This is a genomic window from Bacillus sp. EKM202B, assembly GCF_011066025.1.
Classification (GTDB): domain Bacteria; phylum Bacillota; class Bacilli; order Bacillales; family Bacillaceae_G; genus Bacillus_A; species Bacillus_A toyonensis.
Genome location: NZ_JAAMNK010000012.1, coordinates 119792 through 141114 on the forward strand (window position 1 = coordinate 119792; position 21323 = coordinate 141114).

At 36.6% G+C, this 21323-nt stretch carries 18 protein-coding genes; 13 read left to right on the forward strand and 5 right to left on the reverse strand.

Features of this window, described 5'->3' with window-relative positions; genetic code table 11:
• The first annotated feature begins 11 nt into the window (after nt 1–11).
• The 3 genes from G9F74_RS16280 to G9F74_RS16290 all read left to right on the forward strand — a co-directional run bounded on the left by G9F74_RS16280 (nt 12) and on the right by G9F74_RS16290 (nt 3403).
• On the forward strand, nt 12–824 hold the full coding sequence (locus G9F74_RS16280; protein ID WP_016107315.1) for an ABC transporter ATP-binding protein: 813 nt from the start codon (nt 12–14) through the stop codon (nt 822–824).
• 189 nt (nt 825–1013) lie between these two features.
• A complete protein-coding gene (locus tag G9F74_RS16285; RefSeq protein WP_000787722.1) occupies nt 1014–1952 on the forward strand; it encodes an ABC transporter substrate-binding protein in 939 nt (312 codons plus the stop codon).
• A 146-nt stretch (nt 1953–2098) separates the two neighbouring features.
• A complete protein-coding gene (locus G9F74_RS16290) occupies nt 2099–3403 on the forward strand; it encodes an HD domain-containing protein (RefSeq protein WP_000262735.1) in 1305 nt (434 codons plus the stop codon).
• 39 nt (nt 3404–3442) lie between these two features.
• Here the strand turns inward: G9F74_RS16290 and G9F74_RS16295 are convergent, their stop codons facing one another.
• Nucleotides 3443–3628 (reverse strand): 2-hydroxymuconate tautomerase, encoded by a 186-nt coding sequence (locus G9F74_RS16295; RefSeq protein WP_001147171.1) that lies wholly within the window; start codon nt 3626–3628, stop codon nt 3443–3445.
• A 109-nt stretch (nt 3629–3737) separates the two neighbouring features.
• Between G9F74_RS16295 and G9F74_RS16300 the strand changes: the two genes are divergently transcribed.
• Both G9F74_RS16300 and G9F74_RS16305 read left to right on the forward strand, forming a co-directional pair.
• The gene (locus G9F74_RS16300; RefSeq protein ID WP_000372440.1) at nt 3738–4412 is read left to right on the forward strand and encodes a site-2 protease family protein; all 675 of its coding nucleotides are present in this window, start codon (nt 3738–3740) and stop codon (nt 4410–4412) included.
• A 25-nt stretch (nt 4413–4437) separates the two neighbouring features.
• Nucleotides 4438–4947 carry a YwhD family protein gene (locus G9F74_RS16305; protein WP_000136676.1) on the forward strand — a complete coding sequence of 170 codons (510 nt, stop codon included), beginning with the start codon at nt 4438–4440 and terminating at the stop codon, nt 4945–4947.
• Between the two features lie 34 nt (nt 4948–4981).
• On the opposite strand, the gene G9F74_RS16310 is transcribed toward G9F74_RS16305, so the two are convergent.
• Nucleotides 4982–7033 (reverse strand): transglycosylase domain-containing protein, encoded by a 2052-nt coding sequence (locus tag G9F74_RS16310; RefSeq protein WP_001077069.1) that lies wholly within the window; start codon nt 7031–7033, stop codon nt 4982–4984.
• A gap of 100 nt (nt 7034–7133) precedes the next feature.
• Nucleotides 7134–7859, reverse strand: a complete 726-nt coding sequence (locus G9F74_RS16315) for a glycerophosphodiester phosphodiesterase (protein WP_001039753.1) — start codon at nt 7857–7859, stop codon at nt 7134–7136.
• Nucleotides 7860–8010: 151 nt separating this feature from the next.
• Here G9F74_RS16315 and G9F74_RS16320 point away from each other — a divergent pair, with 151 nt between their 5' ends.
• From G9F74_RS16320 to speB, 4 genes are all read left to right on the forward strand, one after another.
• The gene (locus tag G9F74_RS16320; RefSeq protein ID WP_000276559.1) at nt 8011–8418 is read left to right on the forward strand and encodes a MerR family transcriptional regulator; all 408 of its coding nucleotides are present in this window, start codon (nt 8011–8013) and stop codon (nt 8416–8418) included.
• Between the two features lie 5 nt (nt 8419–8423).
• On the forward strand, nt 8424–9587 hold the full coding sequence (locus tag G9F74_RS16325; protein WP_000444237.1) for an MFS transporter: 1164 nt from the start codon (nt 8424–8426) through the stop codon (nt 9585–9587).
• A 186-nt stretch (nt 9588–9773) separates the two neighbouring features.
• Nucleotides 9774–10601 (forward strand): polyamine aminopropyltransferase, encoded by an 828-nt coding sequence (speE, locus tag G9F74_RS16330; protein ID WP_000424693.1) that lies wholly within the window; start codon nt 9774–9776, stop codon nt 10599–10601.
• Nucleotides 10602–10819: 218 nt separating this feature from the next.
• On the forward strand, nt 10820–11692 hold the full coding sequence (gene speB / locus G9F74_RS16335) for an agmatinase (protein ID WP_001209829.1): 873 nt from the start codon (nt 10820–10822) through the stop codon (nt 11690–11692).
• Between the two features lie 233 nt (nt 11693–11925).
• Here the strand turns inward: speB and G9F74_RS16340 are convergent, their stop codons facing one another.
• The gene (locus G9F74_RS16340; protein WP_016107314.1) at nt 11926–12963 is read right to left on the reverse strand and encodes a PTS sugar transporter subunit IIC; all 1038 of its coding nucleotides are present in this window, start codon (nt 12961–12963) and stop codon (nt 11926–11928) included.
• 234 nt (nt 12964–13197) lie between these two features.
• On the opposite strand from G9F74_RS16340, the gene G9F74_RS16345 reads away from it, so the two are divergent.
• On the forward strand, nt 13198–13560 hold the full coding sequence (locus G9F74_RS16345) for a YxeA family protein (RefSeq protein ID WP_000779927.1): 363 nt from the start codon (nt 13198–13200) through the stop codon (nt 13558–13560).
• Between the two features lie 25 nt (nt 13561–13585).
• Here G9F74_RS16345 and G9F74_RS16350 read toward each other — a convergent pair whose 3' ends face one another.
• Complete coding sequence (locus tag G9F74_RS16350; protein ID WP_002046000.1) at nt 13586–14626, reverse strand: S66 family peptidase; 1041 nt, start codon at nt 14624–14626, stop codon at nt 13586–13588.
• A gap of 148 nt (nt 14627–14774) precedes the next feature.
• On the opposite strand from G9F74_RS16350, the gene G9F74_RS16355 reads away from it, so the two are divergent.
• From G9F74_RS16355 to G9F74_RS16365, 3 genes are all read left to right on the forward strand, one after another.
• The gene (locus tag G9F74_RS16355; RefSeq protein WP_000744343.1) at nt 14775–15212 is read left to right on the forward strand and encodes a YwiB family protein; all 438 of its coding nucleotides are present in this window, start codon (nt 14775–14777) and stop codon (nt 15210–15212) included.
• Nucleotides 15212–16882 carry an arginine--tRNA ligase gene (gene argS, locus G9F74_RS16360; RefSeq protein WP_001086439.1) on the forward strand — a complete coding sequence of 557 codons (1671 nt, stop codon included), beginning with the start codon at nt 15212–15214 and terminating at the stop codon, nt 16880–16882. Before G9F74_RS16355 ends, argS begins: the two co-directional genes overlap by 1 nt.
• A gap of 1278 nt (nt 16883–18160) precedes the next feature.
• Nucleotides 18161–21323, forward strand: a 3163-nt coding sequence (locus tag G9F74_RS16365; RefSeq protein ID WP_165406234.1) for a Cna B-type domain-containing protein, incomplete at its 3' end; no start/stop codon positions are given.

Sequence of the window (21323 nt, forward strand, 5' to 3'; positions counted from 1 at the left end):
AGGCTTTTTGTATGGCAACTTTAGCAGTTGATTCGGTATCTGTTGGCTATAATGAAGGATTAATTATTGATGGATTAACAGTTGAAATTCCGGAAGGAAAAATTACAACGATTATTGGACCAAATGGTTGTGGGAAATCCACATTATTAAAAACGGCTTCTCGTATTTTGAAGGCGAAAAAAGGCACTGTTTATCTTGATGGAAAAGCAATTGAGAAACAGCCAACGAAAGAAATCGCAAAGAAAATGGCGATCTTACCACAAACTGCAGAAGTGCCAACAGGCCTTACTGTGTTTGAACTTGTTTCATATGGACGTTTTCCTCATCAAAAAGGATTTGGAACATTGAAAGAAGAAGACTATCGCTACATTCATTGGGCACTTGAAGTGACGGGAATGACAGAGTTCGCAAATCGTTCAGCAGAAGCCTTATCAGGTGGTCAACGTCAAAGGGTATGGATTGCGATGGCTCTTGCACAAGGAACAGATTTACTTGTGTTAGATGAACCAACGACATATTTAGATATGGCACATCAACTTGAAGTATTAAACTTACTGAAGAAATTGAACCAAGAAGAAGGTAGGACAATTGTGATGGTTATTCACGATTTAAATCATGCTTCTCGTTTCTCTGATCATATGATTGCATTAAAAGCAGGTAAGTTAATGAAACAAGGAACGCCAGATGAGGTTATGACAAGTGAAACACTTCGTAACGTGTTTGAGATTGAAGCGCAAATCGTTCCATGTCCAGTAAACTGTAAACCGATTTGTTTAACATATGATTTAGCGATGATTAGTAATCAATTGCGTAAAAAAACATAAGTAGAACCCCCTCGTAAAGAGGGGGACTTCTAATGGACGTTGAGCTTCTTACTTATAAATGGGAAGTTGAACGCCCATTAGAATGGGTCATTAACAACGGTTAATAAATATATATTGATTAATTGTTATTTTTGTTTCTTATAGTTCATCCTAAATTATAAGATAAATACAGCCAGAAGGAGTGGGAACATGAAGAATTTTAAAATGGCACTATTAGCAATGGTACTAGTGGTTACTTCTGTACTATTTGCAGCTTGTTCTAACAAAGAAGAAGAAAAGAAAGCAGATGCGAAGACTGAAGAGCGCACTGTAAAACATGCAAAAGGGGAGATTAAAATCCCTGCAAATCCAAAGAAAATTGCTGACCTTAGTGGTTCAACAGAAGAATTATTAATCTTTGGTATGAAACCAATTATTACAGCTAATACATCTCAAGAAAAAATTGATGCACATATTGCAAATAAATTAAAAGACGTTAAACCAGTTGGTTCTGCTTGGGGCGATAAAATTAACATCGAAGCAGTAGCTGCTGCAAAACCAGACTTAATTCTTGTAAATAATCGTCAAGAAAAGATTTACGATCAATTATCTAAAATTGCACCAACAGTTATGTTAAACACTCCATTAGATCAATGGCGTCCAAAGTTTGAAGAAGTAGGCCAAATTCTTGGTAAAGAGAAAGAAACAAAAGAATGGTTTAAAAAGTATGATGAAAAAGCAAGCAAATTACATGATAAAATTATCGCTAAAACTGGTGATGCAACATTCATGAAAATGGCTGCATATCCAAATGCATTCCGTGTATATGGTGACTACGGTTACGGTAGCGTAATCTTTAATGATTTAAAATTACCAGCAGTTAAAGGTACACCAACTGATAAACCATTAGTACAAGTACAAAAAGAAGCTTTAATCGATTACAACCCAGATTACTTATTTGTATTTACAACGGGTGACGGTTCTCAGCGTCTAAAAGAATTCCAAGAAGAATCAATTTGGAAAAACATGAATGCTGTTAAAAATAACCACGTATTTACAATTAAAAATGAAGATCTAAACAAAGGTTACTTCCCACTAGGAAAAGAAATGATCTTAGATGAAGTTGCTGAGTTCGTTTTAGGAAAATAATGTATAAAAAGAAATCACTTTTACTTCGGTAAAGGTGATTTTTTCTTTATATAAGGGCAATTAATACAGTCTTTCATTTCTTTCTGTTTCCTATTTCGTTTATAATATATAGTAAGAATGCAGTAAAGAAAGGGGGATGTCGAAAAGTGGTATATTTAAACGACAAACTCAGCGAAACAAAAGTGTTTAAAGACCCAGTACATAAATATGTGCACGTGCGTGATCGTGTTATTTGGGATTTAATCGGAACGAAAGAATTTCAACGCTTGCGCCGTATTAAGCAGCTTGGAACAACATTTTTTACATTTCACGGTGCAGAGCATAGTCGCTTTACCCATTCGTTAGGTGTATATGAAATTATTCGTCGTATGATTGATGATGTGTTTGATGGCAGACCGAACTGGAATGCTGAAGATAGATTGTTATGTTTATGTGCAGCATTACTTCATGATGTCGGTCACGGCCCATTTTCTCATTCGTTTGAAAAAGTATTTTCATTAGATCATGAGAAATTTACGCAAAAGATTATCGTAGGAGATACGGAAATTAATCGTGTATTAAGTCGTGTGGATAAGGACTTCCCGCAAAAAGTGGCAGATGTAATTGCGAAAACATCTACTAATAAATTAGCGATTAGTATGATTTCAAGTCAAATTGATGCAGATCGTATGGATTATTTATTAAGAGATGCTTATTTCACAGGTGTAAAGTACGGGAACTTTGATATGGAACGTATATTGCGTGTCATGCGTCCGTATGGGAATCAAGTAGTTATTAAAAATAGTGGTATGCATGCTGTTGAGCATTATATTATGAGCCGTTATCAAATGTATTGGCAAGTATATTTCCATCCGGTAACGCGCAGTGCAGAAGTTATTTTAACGAAGATTTTACACCGTGCTAAATCATTGCATGAGAAGTATTATGCGTTTAAAAATCATCCTGTTCATTTCTATTCTTTGTTTGAAGAAGAAGTGACAGTAGAGGATTATTTAAAGCTAGACGAGAACGTAATGTATTATTACTTCCAAGTATGGCAAGACGAAGAAGATCCAATTTTAAGTGACTTATGCCGTCGTTTTATGAATCGAAATCTATTTAAATATGTAGAGTTTACAGATAAGCACGGTTTAGATAATTGGATGGAGCTAAGCAGCTTATTTAAAAAGATTGGACTAGATCCAGAGTATTATTTAGTTGTTGATTCAACATCGGATTTACCATATGACTTTTATCGCGCAGGAGAAGAGGAAGAGCGTCTGCCAATCTTACTCCTTATGCCGAACGGGGAACTTAGAGAGCTTTCACGTGAATCGGATATTGTTGAGGCGATTACGGGGAAGAAGAGAACGGACCAAAAGTTATTCTATCCGCATGATTTAATCTATGAAGATGGAAGAAAAGGAAAATATAAAGAGAGAATTATCGAGTTGTTAGAAGGCAAGAAATAAGAAGCAGCTAATGGCTGCTTCTTATGAAAGAACTTGAAATTATTTGTCGCTTAAGCGTTTTCCGCCAACTGCATAATGGTTTTTAGACATTTCTTCGATGAAAACAACGATGTTTTCTTCAGGAGCACCAGTTGTTTCGCTTACTGCTGCTGTTACTTTCTCAGCAAGAGCTTTCTTTTGTTCCTCTGTGCGTCCTTCTAGCATTTTCACTGTTACGTATGGCATGTACAATCGCTCCTTTTATGTAAGTTACACTCTTATTATAGCGGATTATGGGGAAGAACAATCGGAAAAAAATAATTTCTTTTTTGACATATTGAAGAGGAGATGAAGTATGGATCAGTTATTTAGATATCCATTGCACGAAATTCCGTTAGTAGCAATGGCGATTATTATTGCACTATCCGTTCATGAATTTGCACATGCATATGTGGCATATAAATTTGGGGACGATACAGCGAAAAAACAAGGGCGTTTAACGTTATCACCGATGGCCCATTTAGATCCTATCGGGATGATTGCAGTATTAATTCTTGGATTCGGTTGGGCAAGACCGGTGCCTGTTAACCCGTATAACTTTAAAAGACCACGTCTTGCAGGGATATTAGTTTCTATTGCAGGACCGATTAGTAACTTAATTTTAAGTGCGATTGGTTTAATTATTTGGTATAGCTTATTAACATTTGGCGTACTAGACTCAATTCCATTTGCAGTAGCAGATACATTAGGTCGATTCTTCCAAATTTTTATTATGCTTAATATCGTTTTACTTGTATTTAACTTATTACCGATTCCGCCACTTGATGGATATCGCGTTGTGGAAGATTTAGCACCAGCAAATATTCGTGCGAAAATGACACAGTATGAAAAATATGGAGCAATTGCGTTATTAATTCTTGTTATTACACCGCTTAGCAATTACACAATTCAACCTATTTTCAATGTTGTCATTCCGTATGTATTCGTATTTTTACAAAGTATCATTGCGCCTATTTTTGGGCTTTTATAATTTTTAAGTGAGGAGGAAGTTACATATGACAGAGAAAAAGAAGAAAATCGGTTTTAATATCGTGAAAAATGATTCAACAGATGGACATGGTGGATTTGGTGTTGGGGCATTAAGCTTAGAAAACATTTCACCTGTATTTGTTGATGTACTAGAGAAAACTGCATTCGTTGATATCGGTGCGATGCATGCGCGTAGTACAGTAGAAAAAGGAATTAAGTTTTTAACAAATAAAGATGACGTTCCAAACGGAAAACCATTTTGGCTTGTTTGGGTAACAATTGAAAGAACACCGAACGGTGCTTATTACGCAGGGGTAACAGCTTGTGAAATGACAGTAGACCGTGAAATTCGCCGCGGATATAAATCACTTCCAGAGCATGTAAACAAAATGGATAAATCATTGAAGCGTCACATTATGGTTGAACATATGGATGAATCTTCTAAAAAAGTACTTGGTACGTTCTTGAAAGAACATAATGAAGCGATTTGGAACGAGTCTAGTGAAGAATTGCGTCATGCATTATTAAGTGAATAAAAAAATAGCTGACGGATGTCCGTCAGCTATTTTTTTACCAAGGAAGATATTTTTTCCACCAACTTGTTTTTTTCTTTTCTTCACTTGTTTTTTCAAATTCCTCTTTATCATCGACATGATCCATACAATATTCAGTAGGCTCGGTGCCTTTGGCGAAATACATTTTAACTGAAATTGGACAGTTCTTTGTAGCAATCTTGCCGTTTTCTGGGTTAATATTAACGGCTACGACATCACTTGGTTGTTTAAAATCCTTTTTAGGCTGTCCATCTAAGCCTTTCTCCATCGTATCGGTCCATATTTTTTTCGCATATCCTTGTTCTGCTACGTTTGAAATAGATTTAGGTTGATCGTATCCAACCCATACACCAGTTACAATTTGCGGAGTGAATCCAATCATCCAACTATCGGTTTCAGTAGAACCAGACTTTCCGGCATATGTTCTTGATAGTTTTGATAACATAGATTGACCAGTTACAGCGGCATAACTGCTTAATTTTTTATTAAACATACCAGTCATCATTTCTTCCATCACAAACGCTTTGCTCTTATCGAGAACTTGTTTGCTCTCCAAATGAGCATCGTATAACATGTTCCCTTCATGATCCATAATACGGCGAATAAAGATAGGTTTTACTTCTTTTCCACCGTTTGCGAACATACTATAAGCATTCACCATTTCAATTGGTTTTACAGGAGACGTACCGAGAGCTAGGGAAGGCACATCTTTTAATGCACTCTTAATTCCGAATTGCTTCGCTGTTTTTGCGAGCGTGTCATCACCTAAAAATAAATTTGTTTTCACAGCGTATATGTTATCAGAGACTGCGAGAGCTTGTGCCATCGTTACGAAATCATCTGCGTAATAATCTTTATAGTTTTTCGGTTTATACTTTGAAACACCGTCACCTAAAGTGAATACAGTGTATTCGCTTTTTAAGCGCGTAGCAGGGGTGAATCCTCGTTCCAAAGCTGCGTAATATAGAAAGGGTTTAAATGTAGATCCAGGCTGACGGACGGCTTGTGTAGCCCTGTTAAATTGACTCGTATTATAATCAGTTCCTCCAACAAGAGCAGCCACTTCACCTGTTTTTGGATTCATAGAGACGAGGGCAGTTTGTATGTTTGCTGTTTCAGGTATATGATCTTTGACAGCTTGTTCTGCTACAGATTGTAACTTAGGATCTAACGTTGTATAAATACGTAAGCCACCTCGTTGTAAGGCTTGCTCATCCAGTCCGATATCCCGAAGAAGAGAAGCTTGTACAGCATCTTGGAAATAAGGCGCAACCTCTGCTACTTTTTTCGTATCAAGTGAGGCAAAAGTTAGCGGTTCCTTTTTTGCAGAAGCTGCTTGCTGCTTCGTAATATAACCTTGTTCTACCATTTCATCTAATATGAGAGATTGACGTCCTTTAGCACGTTCTTCTTTTAAAAAGGGAGAGTAGACACTAGGTCCTTTCGGGATTCCTGCAAGCATACTGGCTTCTGCTAATGTTAATTCTTTTGCTGTTTTATCGAAATATAGACGAGACGCAGCTTCGATGCCATAAGCACCATGTCCGTAATAAATTGTATTTAAATAACCTTCTAAAATATGATTTTTATTATAATTCACTTCAAGGCGGACAGTATACATTGCCTCTAATAGTTTCCGTTTCCACGTTTTATCATGATCTAAATATAGATTACGTGCGTATTGTTGTGTAATTGTACTAGCACCTTGCACTTTTGCCATCGCTTTTAAATCAGCAACAATTGCACCTGCAATACGTTTCATATCGAAGCCATGATGCTTATAAAATCTTTGGTCTTCAATAGAAAGTGTCGCTTCTTTTACATAGGGGGAAATTTCATTAAGAGAGACATTGTAACGCTTTTGTATTTCGTTACTTTGTCCAATAACTGTATCATCATTCGCGTAAAAGACGCTTGTTTGCGGGACTGCGACAGGAGGTGGTCCCATAATTTTCGCAACTATAATAATAACAAAAAAGGAAAAAACGAAAAAAAGAACACAAGAAAACATTACGGTGAAGAAAAGACGTTTATATTTTTTAAGTTTTGGATTCATAGTTTGATTCATCTTTTTCAGCCCCTCATTAATACAAACATTATTGTATTAGTATTGAGGATTTTCATTTATTTTAAACAATGAAATTTTGAAAACAAAAAAGCCCCTTCAATTAAGAAAGGAGCTCAAAGGCACGTGCTGGCCAATCGGTGATGATGACATCTACACCATAATCAATTATCGTTTGTAAATCTTTGTATTCGTTAATTGTATAAGGGCGGAAAACGTACCCTTGTTTTTGTGCTAACTGTACGAATTCTTTAGTTAGTAGCTGAAAGTTTGGATGTAAACCAGTTGCTTCTCTAATTTTTGCTTCAGCAATAGGATCAGCAAGTGGCGTATCATATAAAATTGCCCTTGGGATTTCAGGAGCTATTTCTGCTAATAATGAAACAGAGTCATGGTTAAATGATGAGAATACAATTTGATTAGAAAGATGATATTCACGAACAAGTGCAACAACTTTCTCTTCAATATTTGGGTAGTGAATCACATCTGTTTTTAATTCGATATTTAGTTGTAAGTTCGTTGTGGAAAGCCAGATGAAAACTTCGCGTAACGTTGGGATTTTTGCTTCATGGAAAGAAGGATCTTTATGGCTACCAGCGTCCAATGATTGTAGTTCCTCTACCGTTTTTTCAGAAACAATCCCTGCGCCATTTGTTGTGCGATCAACTGTTTCATCGTGGATTACGACAAGTTCGCCATCTTTTGATAGATGAACATCAAGTTCAATCCCATGAGCGCCAATGCGTTCAGCTTCTTGGAAGGCGATCATCGTATTTTCTGGATGTGTTCCTTTTACCCCGCGGTGAGCGAAAATAAGTGGTTTATTCATGTGAAAATCTCCTTATCATCTCTTTTCCTTCATTATGAAACCGCTATGAGAAAAATACAATTTATATGAAAAAAATTTACAAAAGTCTAACAGTTGCACAAAAGTTAACGTTAACGTAAAATGTAATAATTGAGTGAAGGGAGGAATAAACATGTATAAAATTGATGAAGTAACAAAGCAAGTTGGTTTAACAAAGCGTACACTTCGTTATTATGAGGAAATTGGTTTAATTCATCCCCCGGAGCGTAGTGAGGGGAACATTCGGCTTTATACGGATGAGGATATTGCAAGAATTAAAAGGATCGTGGAAGCGAAAGAAGTATTAGGAATCACGCTTCAAGAAATGCAACATTTCTTATCGTTAAAAGAAAGAATGGAACAAAGAAGAAATAGCGAGAATCCTCGCGACCGCGAAGTGATTCAAGAAATTAAAGATATGCTTGAGAAACAAGTGCAAACGTTGGATGAAAAAATGGAGCAAATGCAGCGTGTAAAGGCAGAACTTGAAGATAGTTTACATCGTGCAGTGACATTTTTAGAGAGCATAAAAGGAGAATGATTGAAATGGAGAGCAAACAAAAACTAGGGAGATTGATTACAGTGGTGGCTACTTTCCTTGCCTTTTCTGGTATAGGGGTAGTCGATCCAATCTTGCCAATTATTGCTGAGAAAATTGGTGCAACACATTGGCAAGTTGAAATGTTATTTACCGCATATATTTTAACGATGGCAATTATGATGTTACCAGCTGGTATATTCGCATCAAGATTTGGTGATAAGCGCATGATGACAATCGGTCTTGCAATTGTAACTGTATTTGCGTTTATATGCGGTATATCGCAAACGATTGCTCAATTATCTCTTTTCCGTGCTGGATGGGGATTAGGAAATGCGATGTTTTTTGCTACAGCAATGACACTTTTAATAGCATTAAGTAAGGAGGTTCATGAAGCAGTAGGATTATATGAAGCAGCTATCGGTTTAGGAATGGCAGGTGGCCCATTGTTAGGTGGTATATTAGGTGGACATTCTTGGCGTTACCCATTTTTCGCAACGAGTATTTTAATTTTCTTAGCATTTATTTTAGTATTCTTTTTTGTAAAAGAACCGGAGCGAAAAGTGAAGCGTAAAGCAGCGGGCGTAGGTGAATTACTTAACTTGGTGAAATATAAACCGTTTATGCAAGGTGCGATTTCAGGGATGTTATACTACTACGGATTTTTCGTCGTGCTAGCATATTCACCACTTATTATGCATTTATCAGCTATTCAATTAGGTTTTGTATTTTGTGGATGGGGATTAGCGTTAGCTTACGGTTCCGCAATTTTAGCACATAGGCTAGAAGGAAAATATGAACCGAAAACATTGTTAAAAGGTAGTTTACTCGTATTTGCGATTTTCTTAATTGCATTATTCTTTGTGAAAATTATGTGGTTACAAATCGTATTAATTGTCCTATCAGGATTAGCATCTGGTTTAAATAATGCATTATATACAAGCTATGTAATGGATATTTCACCTTATGAAAGATCTGTTACTTCAGGTGTTTATAACTTCGTTCGTTGGTTAGGAGGAGCGATTGCTCCCATTTTATCAGGAGTTATCGGACACACTGTTTCACCACAAAGTCCATTTTTAGTCGGTGGAGTTGTTGTATTAGTTGGTTGCGTTATGATCTTAATTCCGATTCGTAAACCGGTAGAAATAGAGACAAAAGCCCTTTCTTAAGAAAGGGTTTTCTTTCCTATTACAAGGCAAACCCTTTCCACATATATGTTAGAACCCTCTGACTAAAATATATTTTCGGTATTTTTGTACTTTTAACTATACATTTTGGATGTTTTGTTTTATTTTTGTTAGGGGACATTAATGATGTCCCTATTATAAATTTGCATTGAAAGGCGTGATTGTACGATGGAACTATGGTTCACTGAAAAACAAACAAAACATTTTGGGATTACGGCACGTATTAACCGCACATTACATACGGAGCAAACAGAATTCCAAAAACTTGATATGGTTGAAACGGAAGAGTTCGGAAACATGCTTATTTTAGATGGCATGGTCATGACAACAGAAAAAGATGAGTTCGTTTATCATGAAATGGTAGCGCACGTACCTTTATTTACACATCCAAACCCTGAAAACGTATTAGTTGTCGGTGGTGGTGATGGCGGTGTTATTCGTGAAGTGTTAAAACACCCAAGCGTAAAAAAAGCAACTCTTGTTGAAATTGATGGAAAAGTAATTGAGTACTCTAAACAGTACTTACCATCAATTGCAGGCGCATTAGATGATGAGCGTGTAGAGGTGAAAGTAGGAGACGGTTTCCTACACATCGCAGAAAGCGAAAATGAATATGACGTAATTATGGTAGATTCTACTGAGCCGGTAGGACCAGCAGTAAACTTATTTACGAAAGGTTTCTACGCTGGAATCTCTAAAGCGTTAAAAGAAGATGGTATTTTCGTTGCACAAACGGACAACCCTTGGTTCACACCAGAACTAATTACAACTGTGTTCAAAGACGTAAAAGAGATCTTCCCAATTACTCGTTTATACACAGCAAACATTCCAACGTATCCAAGTGGACTTTGGACATTCACAATCGGATCTAAAAAACATGATCCACTAGAAGTAAGTGAAGAGCGTTTCCACGAAATCGAAACGAAATACTACACAAAAGAATTACACAATGCAGCATTCGCATTACCGAAATTTGTTGGCGATTTAATTAAGTAAGAGCGTTAAATTGAAATAAATAAAGTGTAAGTAACTCATTTAAGGTGTTTGTCTAGAAGGCTTGAACATGCTAGTTACTTACACTGCTACAAATGAAGTAGTCTTCTTGTGATAACAAGAAGGCCCAGGTAAATCGAGAAAGAGGAGCAGTACGCTCCAAATTTGAGAAATAATGAAAGGTTGGGATACCTTAAGTTCCACATAAGGAGGAAAAGAATATGCGTTTTGATGAAGCTTATTCAGGTAAAGTATTTATTAAAAGTCATCCAAGTTTTGAAGAGTCAAAGGCGGTTATTTATGGGATGCCTATGGATTGGACAGTAAGTTTCCGTCCAGGATCTCGCTTTGGCCCTGCACGTATTCGTGAAGTATCAATCGGTCTTGAAGAATATAGTCCGTATTTAGATCGTGAACTAGAAGAGGTAAAATATTTTGATGCGGGTGATATCCCATTACCATTCGGAAATGCACAACGCAGCTTAGACATGATTGAAGAGTATGTATCAAAACTTTTAGATGCCGGTAAGTTTCCACTAGGTCTCGGCGGTGAGCACTTAGTGTCTTGGCCAATTTTTAAGGCAATGGCAAAAAAATATCCGGATTTAGCAATCATCCACATGGATGCTCATACTGATTTACGTGAATCGTATGAAGGGGAGCCTTTATCCCACTCTACACCAATTCGTAAAGTGTGTGATTTAATTGGTCCGGAAAACGTATATTCTTTCGGAATTCGTTCTGGAATGAAGGAAGAATTTGAATGGGCGAAAGAAGTAGGTATGAACTTATACAAATTTGACGTATTAGAGCCGTTAAAAGAAGTATTACCGAAACTTGCAGGACGTCCAGTCTATGTCACAATCGACATTGACGTATTAGACCCAGCTCATGCTCCTGGAACAGGAACGTTAGAGGCTGGAGGTATCACATCTAAAGAACTATTAGATTCCATCATGGCAATTGCAAATTCAAATATAAATGTAGTTGGAGCAGACTTAGTAGAAGTAGCTCCTGTCTACGACCATAGTGATCAAACACCAGTCGCAGCAAGCAAATTCGTGCGGGAAATGCTGCTCGGTTGGGTGAAGTAAAAGTGAAGCCGACTGTTTAGACCTGGTGACTAAAGTTCTTAGACGCAAGGGTCTAGGAGGCGTAACTGGATAGAATAAAAGCGAAAGCGGCTCGCCCAGAATCGCGGGCTTTTATTTTATCCGTTATGTGTCGGTAAGTCGATATATTAAAAAAATCGTCGATATAATCCCATTTACCATAGCAAGACATGAAAAAAAGAGTTATTCTCAAAAGGTGAGAATAACTCTTTTTCTTATGCAACCTTCTCTTCTGAAGCAATGCCGCGAATTTCATCAGCAGAGCGGATCGGATATTTGCGGAACACAATAGATCCGATGTATCCGACAATAGTGGTAACGATTCCACATAGTACAGCAGCGATCGTTACTTTTATAACGTCATTAAATCCAAACAAGACGAGAAGCCCTGGAATTGGTGATGCTGTTCCTGGCGCATTATTAACGAGCTGGAATAGCGATGTAATAATACCAGCAAGCGCGCCGCCAACGAAGTTTGTCATATAGATAGGAATTGGATTTGCTGAGACAACATCGGCTTGTGTTAAAGGCTCGATTGCTACAGCGATTGTATCTTTCTTTGAACAAATTTTTAATCGTTTAAAGAAAATAAAGTTCATCGGGGCTGAGGCCGCAACGGCAAGACTACCAATTGCCATTGGTAAACCTGTTAATCCAAGCATTGCAGTTAGTGCCATAGAACTTAATGGAGAGGTAGAAATAACTGTTATTAATCCACCAAGCATAATACCCATAATGATAGGACTTTCTGTAGTTGCAACTGAAATCATAGAACCGATTTTACCAAGTGTTGCGTTAACGAGTGGATCCATAAGCATGGCCATTCCACGTGAGATTGGTGCAGCAATAAATAGGATTGCTAAAAACTCTACACCAGCTGGTAATTTCTTTTCGAGAAATTTCACGACGAAGGCACAAACGTATCCAGCAAAAAATCCTGGTAAAATACCGAATCCACTAGTAGCGATACCGATTAAAACAGCGTATACGGGTGAAACGCCGATTGCTAATGCTACTAAAATTGCTGCTGCGACACCGCTCATACTACCAGAAGCTTCTCCTACTGATTGTAAAAAGTCATTATGAAACATTTCTCCACCTATATAACGGTGAAATGCTTCAATAAGAAAACTTGCGATTGCTGCATTAGCTAAAGCACCCATCGCCTTCATTCCGTAAGGCACACGGTAACTGAAAAGTGTAAATAGACAAAGTACAACAAGTAATAGTGCTAAACCTTGCAAGATAGCCATTTGAAAACTGTCTCCTTTGATTTTTGTAATAAAAATTTGTATCATTCAATAATAATATAAAAGTTTGTGAAACGGAAAAATTTTTTATTGGGAAATTGCTGTAAGGTGAAAAACCCTTACAATAATGTAAGGAAAGTGTAAGGCATTTCGATAGAGTATAGTATGCTTTTTTTCGTATAATACAGGTATAGACATACGGTTAGTGAGAAAGTAGTGCAAACAGGAGGCGCATTTATGAAATTGGTAATTAAAGTTTTAGCTGTGTTCGCCATTATTTTAGGAGGAACAGCATATTATTTAAATACGAAAACAGAAGGTGTGCATGCTTTTGTAGACAACTTCTTTTCAAATAAAGAAATACAAGATTATTATGCTGTTATAGATAAAAGCGAGAAAAAAGACGATGAATATTTGTATACATTTAAAGGATATACAGAAGATGGAAATTTACAAGTTATTAAAAGAATGGTGAACCGTGAATTGCATACGGGTGCTTTTATAAAAATTTATGCAAAAGGTATGCAGGGAAAAGGATGGGCTGAAATCCCGAAAGAATCAATCCCACAAAAAGCGTTGCAAAAAATAGAAAAACCATAAAAGGAGCGAATCGTTCGCTCCTTTTTTAGTGCGTTAAGATGGTGATAGCTGAACTTTCTTTATTAGAAATGATTTTTGCACGTCCGCCAATTGGGAAAGTAAAGATCGGAGTTGTATGTCCGAAACTTGCATTCGCAATAATAGGGATATGTACAAGTTCAGGCTTTGAAGTAATCATTTCTTGAATGTCCTCTATCATACATTCTGCTCCTTTTTGCATTCTCCCTATAACGATACCTTTTACGTATTCAAAATCAGTTTGCTGCATAAGAGAATGTAAGTATCGATCGAAAGTTTTAAGTGTAGCTTTTCCTGTTAAACTATCTTCTTCAAGAAATAAAATTTTATCTCGTAAGCTTGGCATATACGGAGTACCTTGTAGTAAATGTAAAGTGCTCATATTTCCGCCAATAATATCCCCTGTAGCTTCTCCTTCTTGAATCGAAATATATCCTTCATTTTTAATAAATTCTCGATTTTCCTGATCTATATACCAAGAATCATCACTCCACGTTTCGGATGGTAGGATTTCAATAGAATCATTAGAAGTTAAGCATTTAAAAAAGTAATCGGTTGTATACGCGAGACCTTTCTCCATTCCAAATGAAGAGAAGTGAGGACCTGAATATGTAACAAGACCTGTTTTTGTATAAAGTGCGTTATGTAAAGCAGTAATGTCAGAATAGCCGCAGAAAAACTTTGGATTTTCGCGAATTAAATCGTAATCGAGATGTTTCAATAAGCCGTTAGAGTTATATCCGCCAAGTGTCGTCAAAATTGCTTTTACATTAGGGTCTCTAAATGCTTCGTGGAGGTCTTGAACACGTGAAGAAATAGAAGAGGAAGCGAATCGATCTATCTCATCAGCATATTTTGAGAATGTAACTTGAAAGCCCATGTCGGTTAATCTTTTTATAGCAAGGTTTCTGTTTTCATTTGAGACAATACTTAAACTACAAGATGGTGAAATAACTCTTATTTCATCCCCTTTTTTTAATTTTGTTGGTATCACAACATTCACCCCTTTAATTAAAAGAATATTTAGATTTAAAAAATATTTTATCATATCAAATAAAGTGAGGGTGAATTATTTTTTGAAAAGGAGTTTTCCTGATTTTTCAGCAGACAGACAGCATCTTTTTTTGATATGATAGGAAAAGTGATTTATTATAAGTAGTATTTAATATCTATAACATTTGAAAGGTGTGCAAGACGTGAAGAAACAACTTGCAGGCTTGCCGGTACACGTTCATTTCGTAACAGAAATCCGTGAAGGGGCGAGGAAGGAAACCGTTGCTTTTGAAGCAAATGGTCAATACTATGTAAAAGGTCAAGGTACATACGTAACATTCCAAGAGCCGAACGAACAAGGCGAAGTGAAGACAATTATAAAAATTCAAGATGAACAAGTTCTCATTATGCGTTCAGGTGCTATTTCTATGCGTCAGACGCATGTGAAAGGTGAATGGACAACTGGTACGTACACGAGTGAACTTGGTACGTTTGCACTGCAAACGAAAACTGATAACGTTCTTTTTAAATGGTCGGATGAAAAGAAAAAAGGACAACTCTTCTTAACGTACGCATTGCTTCTAAGTGAACAAGAAGCTGGCAGATATACAATTACAATTAACTTGAAGGAGGCAAAATAATGAATTCTTTAGAACAGGTAAAAGGATTGATTAAAGAAGAAATTCAAGCTGCTGTATTAAAGGCAGAATTAGCAACAGAAGAACAAATTCCAAACGTTGTATTAGAATCTCCAAAAGATAAAACAAATGGTGATTTCTCTACAAATATGGCAATGCAACTTGCACGTGTTGCGAAAAAAGCACCTCGTATGATTGCAGAAGAATTAGTTGCAAACTTCGATAAAGCAAAAGCTTCTATTGAAAAAATTGAAATCGCTGGTCCTGGTTTTATTAACTTCTATATGGATAATAGTTACTTAACAGACTTAATCCCAACAATCGTTAATGCTGGTGAAGCTTACGGTGAAACGAACACTGGTAAAGGTGAAAAAGTACAAATTGAGTTCGTATCTGCAAATCCAACAGGTGACCTTCACTTAGGACATGCACGCGGTGCTGCGGTAGGTGACACTTTATGTAACGTATTAGCAAAAGCAGGATACGATGTATCTCGTGAGTACTACATTAATGACGCGGGTAACCAAATTCATAATTTAGCTCTTTCTGTTGAAGCTCGTTACATGCAAGCGTTAGGTTTAGATAAAGAAATGCCAGAAGACGGTTACCACGGTGCAGATATTATCGGTATCGGTAAACGTTTAGCTGAAGAGTTTGGCGATCGTTATGCGAAAGCTGATGCAGAAGAAAGCTATGAGTTCTATCGTTCATACGGTTTGAAATATGAGTTAGCAAAACTTCAAAAAGACTTAGAGAGCTTCCGTGTTAAATTCGATGTATGGTTCTCAGAAACATCATTATACAAAAATGGAAAGATTGATCAGGCTCTTGCTGTATTAAAAGAGCGTGACGAAATCTTTGAAGAAGGCGGCGCAACTTGGTTCCGTTCAATGACTTACGGTGACGACAAAAACCGTGTATTAATTAAAAACGACGGTTCTTACACATACTTAACGCCAGATATCGCTTACCATCGCGACAAATTAGAGCGTGGTTTCGATAAATTAATCAACATTTGGGGTGCTGACCACCACGGTTACATTCCTCGTATGAAAGCTGCGATTCAAGCACTTGGTTACGATAAAGACACATTAGAAGTAGAAATCATCCAAATGGTACAACTATACCAAAACGGTGAAAAAATGAAGATGAGTAAGCGTACGGGTAAAGCAGTTACACTTCGTGAGCTTATGGAAGAAGTAGGCGTGGACGCAATGCGTTACTTCTTTGCAATGCGTAGCGGTGATTCTCATTTAGACTTCGATATGGACTTAGCTGTATCAAAATCTAATGAAAATCCAGTATACTATGCGCAATATGCACATGCTCGTGTATGCAGTATCCTTCGTCAAGGTGAAGAGTTAGGATTAGCTACAGGCGGAGACGTGAACTATAAACTTGTTACTTCTGAGAAAGAAGTAGAATTACTGAAAAAACTTGGTGAATTCCCAGCTGTAGTTGCGGATGCAGCGCAAAAACGTCTGCCACACCGCATTACAAACTATGCATTTGAATTAGCTGCAGCACTACACAGCTTCTACAATGCAGAGAAAGTATTAAACCAAGATAACTTAGAGTTAAGTAAAGCTCGTTACGAATTAATGAAAGCAGTACGAACTACACTTCAAAACGCACTAGCAATCGTAGGAGTATCTGCACCAGAAAAAATGTAATAGACAAAAGAAAAGATGCTTATTTTTGTTTAGAAGTGATATACGAGTTGACATAAAAACATCTATTCAATGTATAGACTGATTAGATGTCAAAGAAAGAAGACCAATGAAAAGCTGTATGGCTTGATAAGGGGAAGTTGAAACAGAAAAAGAGATGGCAAAGCTATCTCTTTTTCTGTGCCCAATTTTCTAATCTAAATATATGTGATAGTGATGAAGTGAAAATAGAAAAATACCAATTAACTATTGATTTTTAGGAACGATTCTAGAATAATAGACTGTTGGGGGTAAGATTATCAAAATCCATATATGTATTATTAGTTGTTGGAATGTTACTAGGAAATGGTGTGATTGTTTTGAAAGATATTGTTACAGCTATGCCAAATACTAAAATAACAATGCATCTAACCAAGTATCTAAACAATTAGTAATCAATCTTGAAAACTTCCAACTTAGTCAAGAAACTAGGGGTGGTATGTTTAAAATAGTACATATAGTACAATTAAAGTTTTCATGATTTGATAAAAAATAATGAAAGGATATAAATCTCTCGGTTTTGATAGTATCATCACATATAAGCTCATTTTAATTCTTCGACATAGCCATGGAACCCATTAGGCAAAGTGTTTTTTCTCGACACTCATTTATATACTCCAAAAATGAAAAGGCTGAATTTCGTATTTCTATACGATTTATATGAAATCAGTTGACAATCATACCCTTTTTTAGTTACCCCCAAATTCGTTCCACTGTATTCAAATTTGGAGAATATGACTTTCATCTTGCATAGGCAACCAATACTTCATCCAGAACGTTTTTAATTATATAATGCTTCTTGTTCTATTTGTTTCGGTGTGTAGGTTGGTTGTGTAACTAAACACAAAACGTTTTAACATATGCCCAATTTCACCTCAACTCATAATGACAGAAAACGCACCTTCAATGACATCTTTTAGAATACGAGTATCCTAGCATGTTTCACAGTCGTAACCTTCTTCGGCGGATATGCTAAATTCGATTATAGATTGTACTTCTTGGTATTCTTTAGGAGGATAAGTAAGGAAGTTGTCCAAATGCATATTTACTGTGAAATAGCTCTTCCATACTTGTCGGCAATGAATTTTTGTATTTATAGAGCAAGCGTTTGCGTTGGTGATGATAATAGCTATCAAACATATTTTAGTAGAGTGGCTTAATGACATTGATATAGTGGAATCTTTGTCATAGTATATTTGTTCTAGAATCTAGAAACATTTTATAGGGAGGATAACAGAAAGCATGTATTTAAAAAGGATAACTTCAATTTTTTCGATTATAATGATTTTCATGTTTACTATAGGTCAGAGTCTTTTACCTATAGTAGCAAACGCACAAGAATTAAATACATTAGGACTTGTGGATAGTTTTAAAATTGATAAAACAGATCTTTCTATCGGACAACGGACTAAAGTAACTATAAACTTCAGTGAAAAAGATAGTCTTAAGATGAAGCCTGGAGACACACTAACATTAACACTGCCTCCAGAATTAAAAGGATTAAATACAGAGTTTCTATTAGATGATTATGGTACTTGTAAAGTCACTGCAGGTACTGTGGTATGTACATTTAATGATAAAGTGAGTACACATCAAAATATTAAAGGGTATTTAAACTTTTTTGTGGAAGCTGCTAATGTAGGAACGGATGAAAAGAAAGAGATTGAAACCAATTTCGGTACAAATGTAGATAAGCAATCTGTAACAATTACCGGCCCAAGCAGTGGTGGGGGTACAGATCCTGGAAAGCCACCATTTTTTTATAAAACTGGTGATATGAACTCAGGTAAGAGCGATGAAGTACGTTGGTTCTTGAATATAAACTTGGCTAAAGAAGAGTTAAGTCGTGATATTGTTGTGACTGATAATTTACAGGAAGGTCAAACACTTAATAAGGATAGTTTCTATATAATTGTAGATGATTATATAGGTCGTCGATCTTTAACGCTACAAGAGCTTGAAAAGCAAGGTTACGGAACGATTACCTTTACTGGAGACAAATCATTTAAAGTTGTGCTTAATAAGGGTAAAGCGCGTCTTGCCTCCTTTTCGATTGGTTATACATCTACTATAACGGAAGCTGGGAAGAAGCAAGAGTTTTTTAAGAATGATTATACGATTGATTACCAAGTTCTAAACAAGGAACCAGTTACCGAATCGGGTACTCATCCAGTCGAAAATATGATAGCTGGCGGTGGTGCTGAAGGTAATGTGACTCCAAAAGGAACACTAAAAATTGTGAAGCATATTGAAGGGGATGAAGAAAAAGTAATCCCAAATGTTTCGTTTAAGTTGTATAAAGAGTCTGATGAACAAGTTGGAGATGTATATAAAACAGATGAAAAAGGGATAATTGAAATCCCTAATTTACAACCAGGTAAATATTATGTGAAAGAAGTTTCAGCTCCAGACTATGTTGATTTCGATCCTCAAGCAAAAGTAATTTTTGAAGTTAAATCAGATGCTGTAAATGGAGTTAAGTTGCCAATTCCGAATAAGGTGAAAACTACATCTATTGCAGGGACGAAGACGTGGAAAGGCGATAACGAGAAAGATCGTCCAAGTTCAATCAAAGTAGAATTACTACAAAATGAGGAAGTAGTAAACACGAAAGAAGTAACAGCGGCAGATGGTTGGAAATACAAATTTGACAACCTAGCAACGTATGATGCAAATGGAGTAGCGTACAAGTATGAAGTAAAAGAACAACCGATAGATGGATACACAACAGAAGTAAACGGTTATGATATTACAAATACAAAAGTGGTACAAAAAACCAAAGTAGAAGGAACGAAAACATGGAAGGACGGAAATGCGGAAGGTCGTCCAACGATGATTAAAGTAGACTTACTACAAAGCGGTACAGTGATTGCGACGCAAGAAGTAAGCGAAGCAACAGGCTGGAAATATGAATTTAAAGATTTGGCGATAAACGATGCAGACGGAAAAGCATATAAGTATGAAGTGAAAGAACAAGCAGTAGCCGGATACGAATCCAAAGTCAATGGTTATGACATCACGAATACAAAAGTAGGCAAGACATCAGTTGCAGGAATGAAGACGTGGAAAGGTGGCACAGAGGAAGAGCATAAAGCCATCAAAGTAGACTTACTACAAAATGATACAGTGATTGAGACACAAGAAGTAAGCAAAGAAACAGGTTGGAAGTATGAATTTAAAGATTTAGTAGCGTTCGATGCAAATGGAAAAGCATACAAGTATGAAGTGAAAGAACAGCCAGTAGCCGGATACCAATCTGACGTACACGGTTATGACATCATAAATACAAAAGTAGGCGAAACAAAAATAGAAGGAACGAAAACATGGAAAGACGATAACGCGAAAGATCGTCCGGAAATGATCAAAGTAGATCTTTTACAAAACGGTAAAGTAGTAGATACAAAAGAAGTAACAGCGGCAACAAACTGGAAGTATACGTTTGAAAAACTGCAAGCATACGATGCAAACGGAGTAGCGTACAAGTATGAAGTGAAAGAACAGCAGGTAGCCGGATACAAGTCTGAATTAAAAGGTTATGACATCACAAATACAAAAGTAGGCGAAACAAAAATAGAAGGAACGAAAACATGGAAAGACGATAATGCGAAAGATCGTCCGGAAATGATCAAAGTAGATCTTTTACAAAACGGTAAAGTAGTAGATACGAAAGAAGTAACAGCGGCAACAGAATGGAAGTACACATTTGAAAAACTTCAGGCATACGATGCAAACGGAGCAGCGTACAAGTATGAAGTGAAAGAACAAGCAGTACCAGGATATGAATCCAAAGTAAGTGGTACTGATATCACAAATACAAAAGTAGGCAAAACAAAAGTAGAAGGAACGAAGACATGGAACGACGGAAATGCAACAGACCGTCCGACAATGATCAAAGTAGACTTACTACAAAACGGGAATGTGATTCAAACACACGACGTACTAGCAGTATTGGGTTGGAAATATATATTCTCAGATCTAGAAGCATATGATGCGGAAGGAAAGGCTTACGAGTATACAGTGAAAGAACAGCCAGTACCAGGATATGAATCCAAAGTAAGTGGTACTGATATCACAAATACAAAAGTAGGTCAAACAAAAGTAGAAGGAACGAAGACATGGAACGACGATAACGCAACAGATCGTCCAGAAATGATTCAAGTAGACCTCTTACAAAATGGTACAGTGATTGCGACGCAAGAAGTAAGCAAAGTAACAGATTGGAAATATGAATTCAAAGATTTAGTAGCGTATGATGCAAATGGAGTAGCGTACAAATATAAAGTGAAGGAACAACCGATAGCTGGATATGAATCCAAAGTCAACGGTTATGACATCACAAATACAAAAGTAGGCGAAACAAAAGTAGAAGGAACGAAAACATGGAAAGACGATAACGCGAAAGATC

What these genes read in the sequence shown, in the direction of transcription:
- G9F74_RS16315 (WP_001039753.1), bottom strand. Translation starts at nt 7,859, where the DNA reads ATGAATAAACCACTTATTTTCGCTCACCGCGGGGTAAAAGGAACACAT.
- G9F74_RS16310 (WP_001077069.1), bottom strand. Translation starts at nt 7,033, where the DNA reads ATGAATCAAACTATGAATCCAAAACTTAAAAAATATAAACGTCTTTTC.
- G9F74_RS16295 (WP_001147171.1), bottom strand. Translation starts at nt 3,628, where the DNA reads ATGCCATACGTAACAGTGAAAATGCTAGAAGGACGCACAGAGGAACAA.
- G9F74_RS16350 (WP_002046000.1), bottom strand. Translation starts at nt 14,626, where the DNA reads ATGATAAAATATTTTTTAAATCTAAATATTCTTTTAATTAAAGGGGTG.
- G9F74_RS16285 (WP_000787722.1), top strand. Translation starts at nt 1,014, where the DNA reads ATGAAGAATTTTAAAATGGCACTATTAGCAATGGTACTAGTGGTTACT.
- speB (WP_001209829.1), top strand. Translation starts at nt 10,820, where the DNA reads ATGCGTTTTGATGAAGCTTATTCAGGTAAAGTATTTATTAAAAGTCAT.
- G9F74_RS16305 (WP_000136676.1), top strand. Translation starts at nt 4,438, where the DNA reads ATGACAGAGAAAAAGAAGAAAATCGGTTTTAATATCGTGAAAAATGAT.
- G9F74_RS16320 (WP_000276559.1), top strand. Translation starts at nt 8,011, where the DNA reads ATGTATAAAATTGATGAAGTAACAAAGCAAGTTGGTTTAACAAAGCGT.
- argS (WP_001086439.1), top strand. Translation starts at nt 15,212, where the DNA reads ATGAATTCTTTAGAACAGGTAAAAGGATTGATTAAAGAAGAAATTCAA.
- speE (WP_000424693.1), top strand. Translation starts at nt 9,774, where the DNA reads ATGGAACTATGGTTCACTGAAAAACAAACAAAACATTTTGGGATTACG.
- G9F74_RS16340 (WP_016107314.1), bottom strand. Translation starts at nt 12,963, where the DNA reads ATGGCTATCTTGCAAGGTTTAGCACTATTACTTGTTGTACTTTGTCTA.
- G9F74_RS16325 (WP_000444237.1), top strand. Translation starts at nt 8,424, where the DNA reads ATGGAGAGCAAACAAAAACTAGGGAGATTGATTACAGTGGTGGCTACT.
- G9F74_RS16345 (WP_000779927.1), top strand. Translation starts at nt 13,198, where the DNA reads ATGAAATTGGTAATTAAAGTTTTAGCTGTGTTCGCCATTATTTTAGGA.
- G9F74_RS16280 (WP_016107315.1), top strand. Translation starts at nt 12, where the DNA reads ATGGCAACTTTAGCAGTTGATTCGGTATCTGTTGGCTATAATGAAGGA.
- G9F74_RS16300 (WP_000372440.1), top strand. Translation starts at nt 3,738, where the DNA reads ATGGATCAGTTATTTAGATATCCATTGCACGAAATTCCGTTAGTAGCA.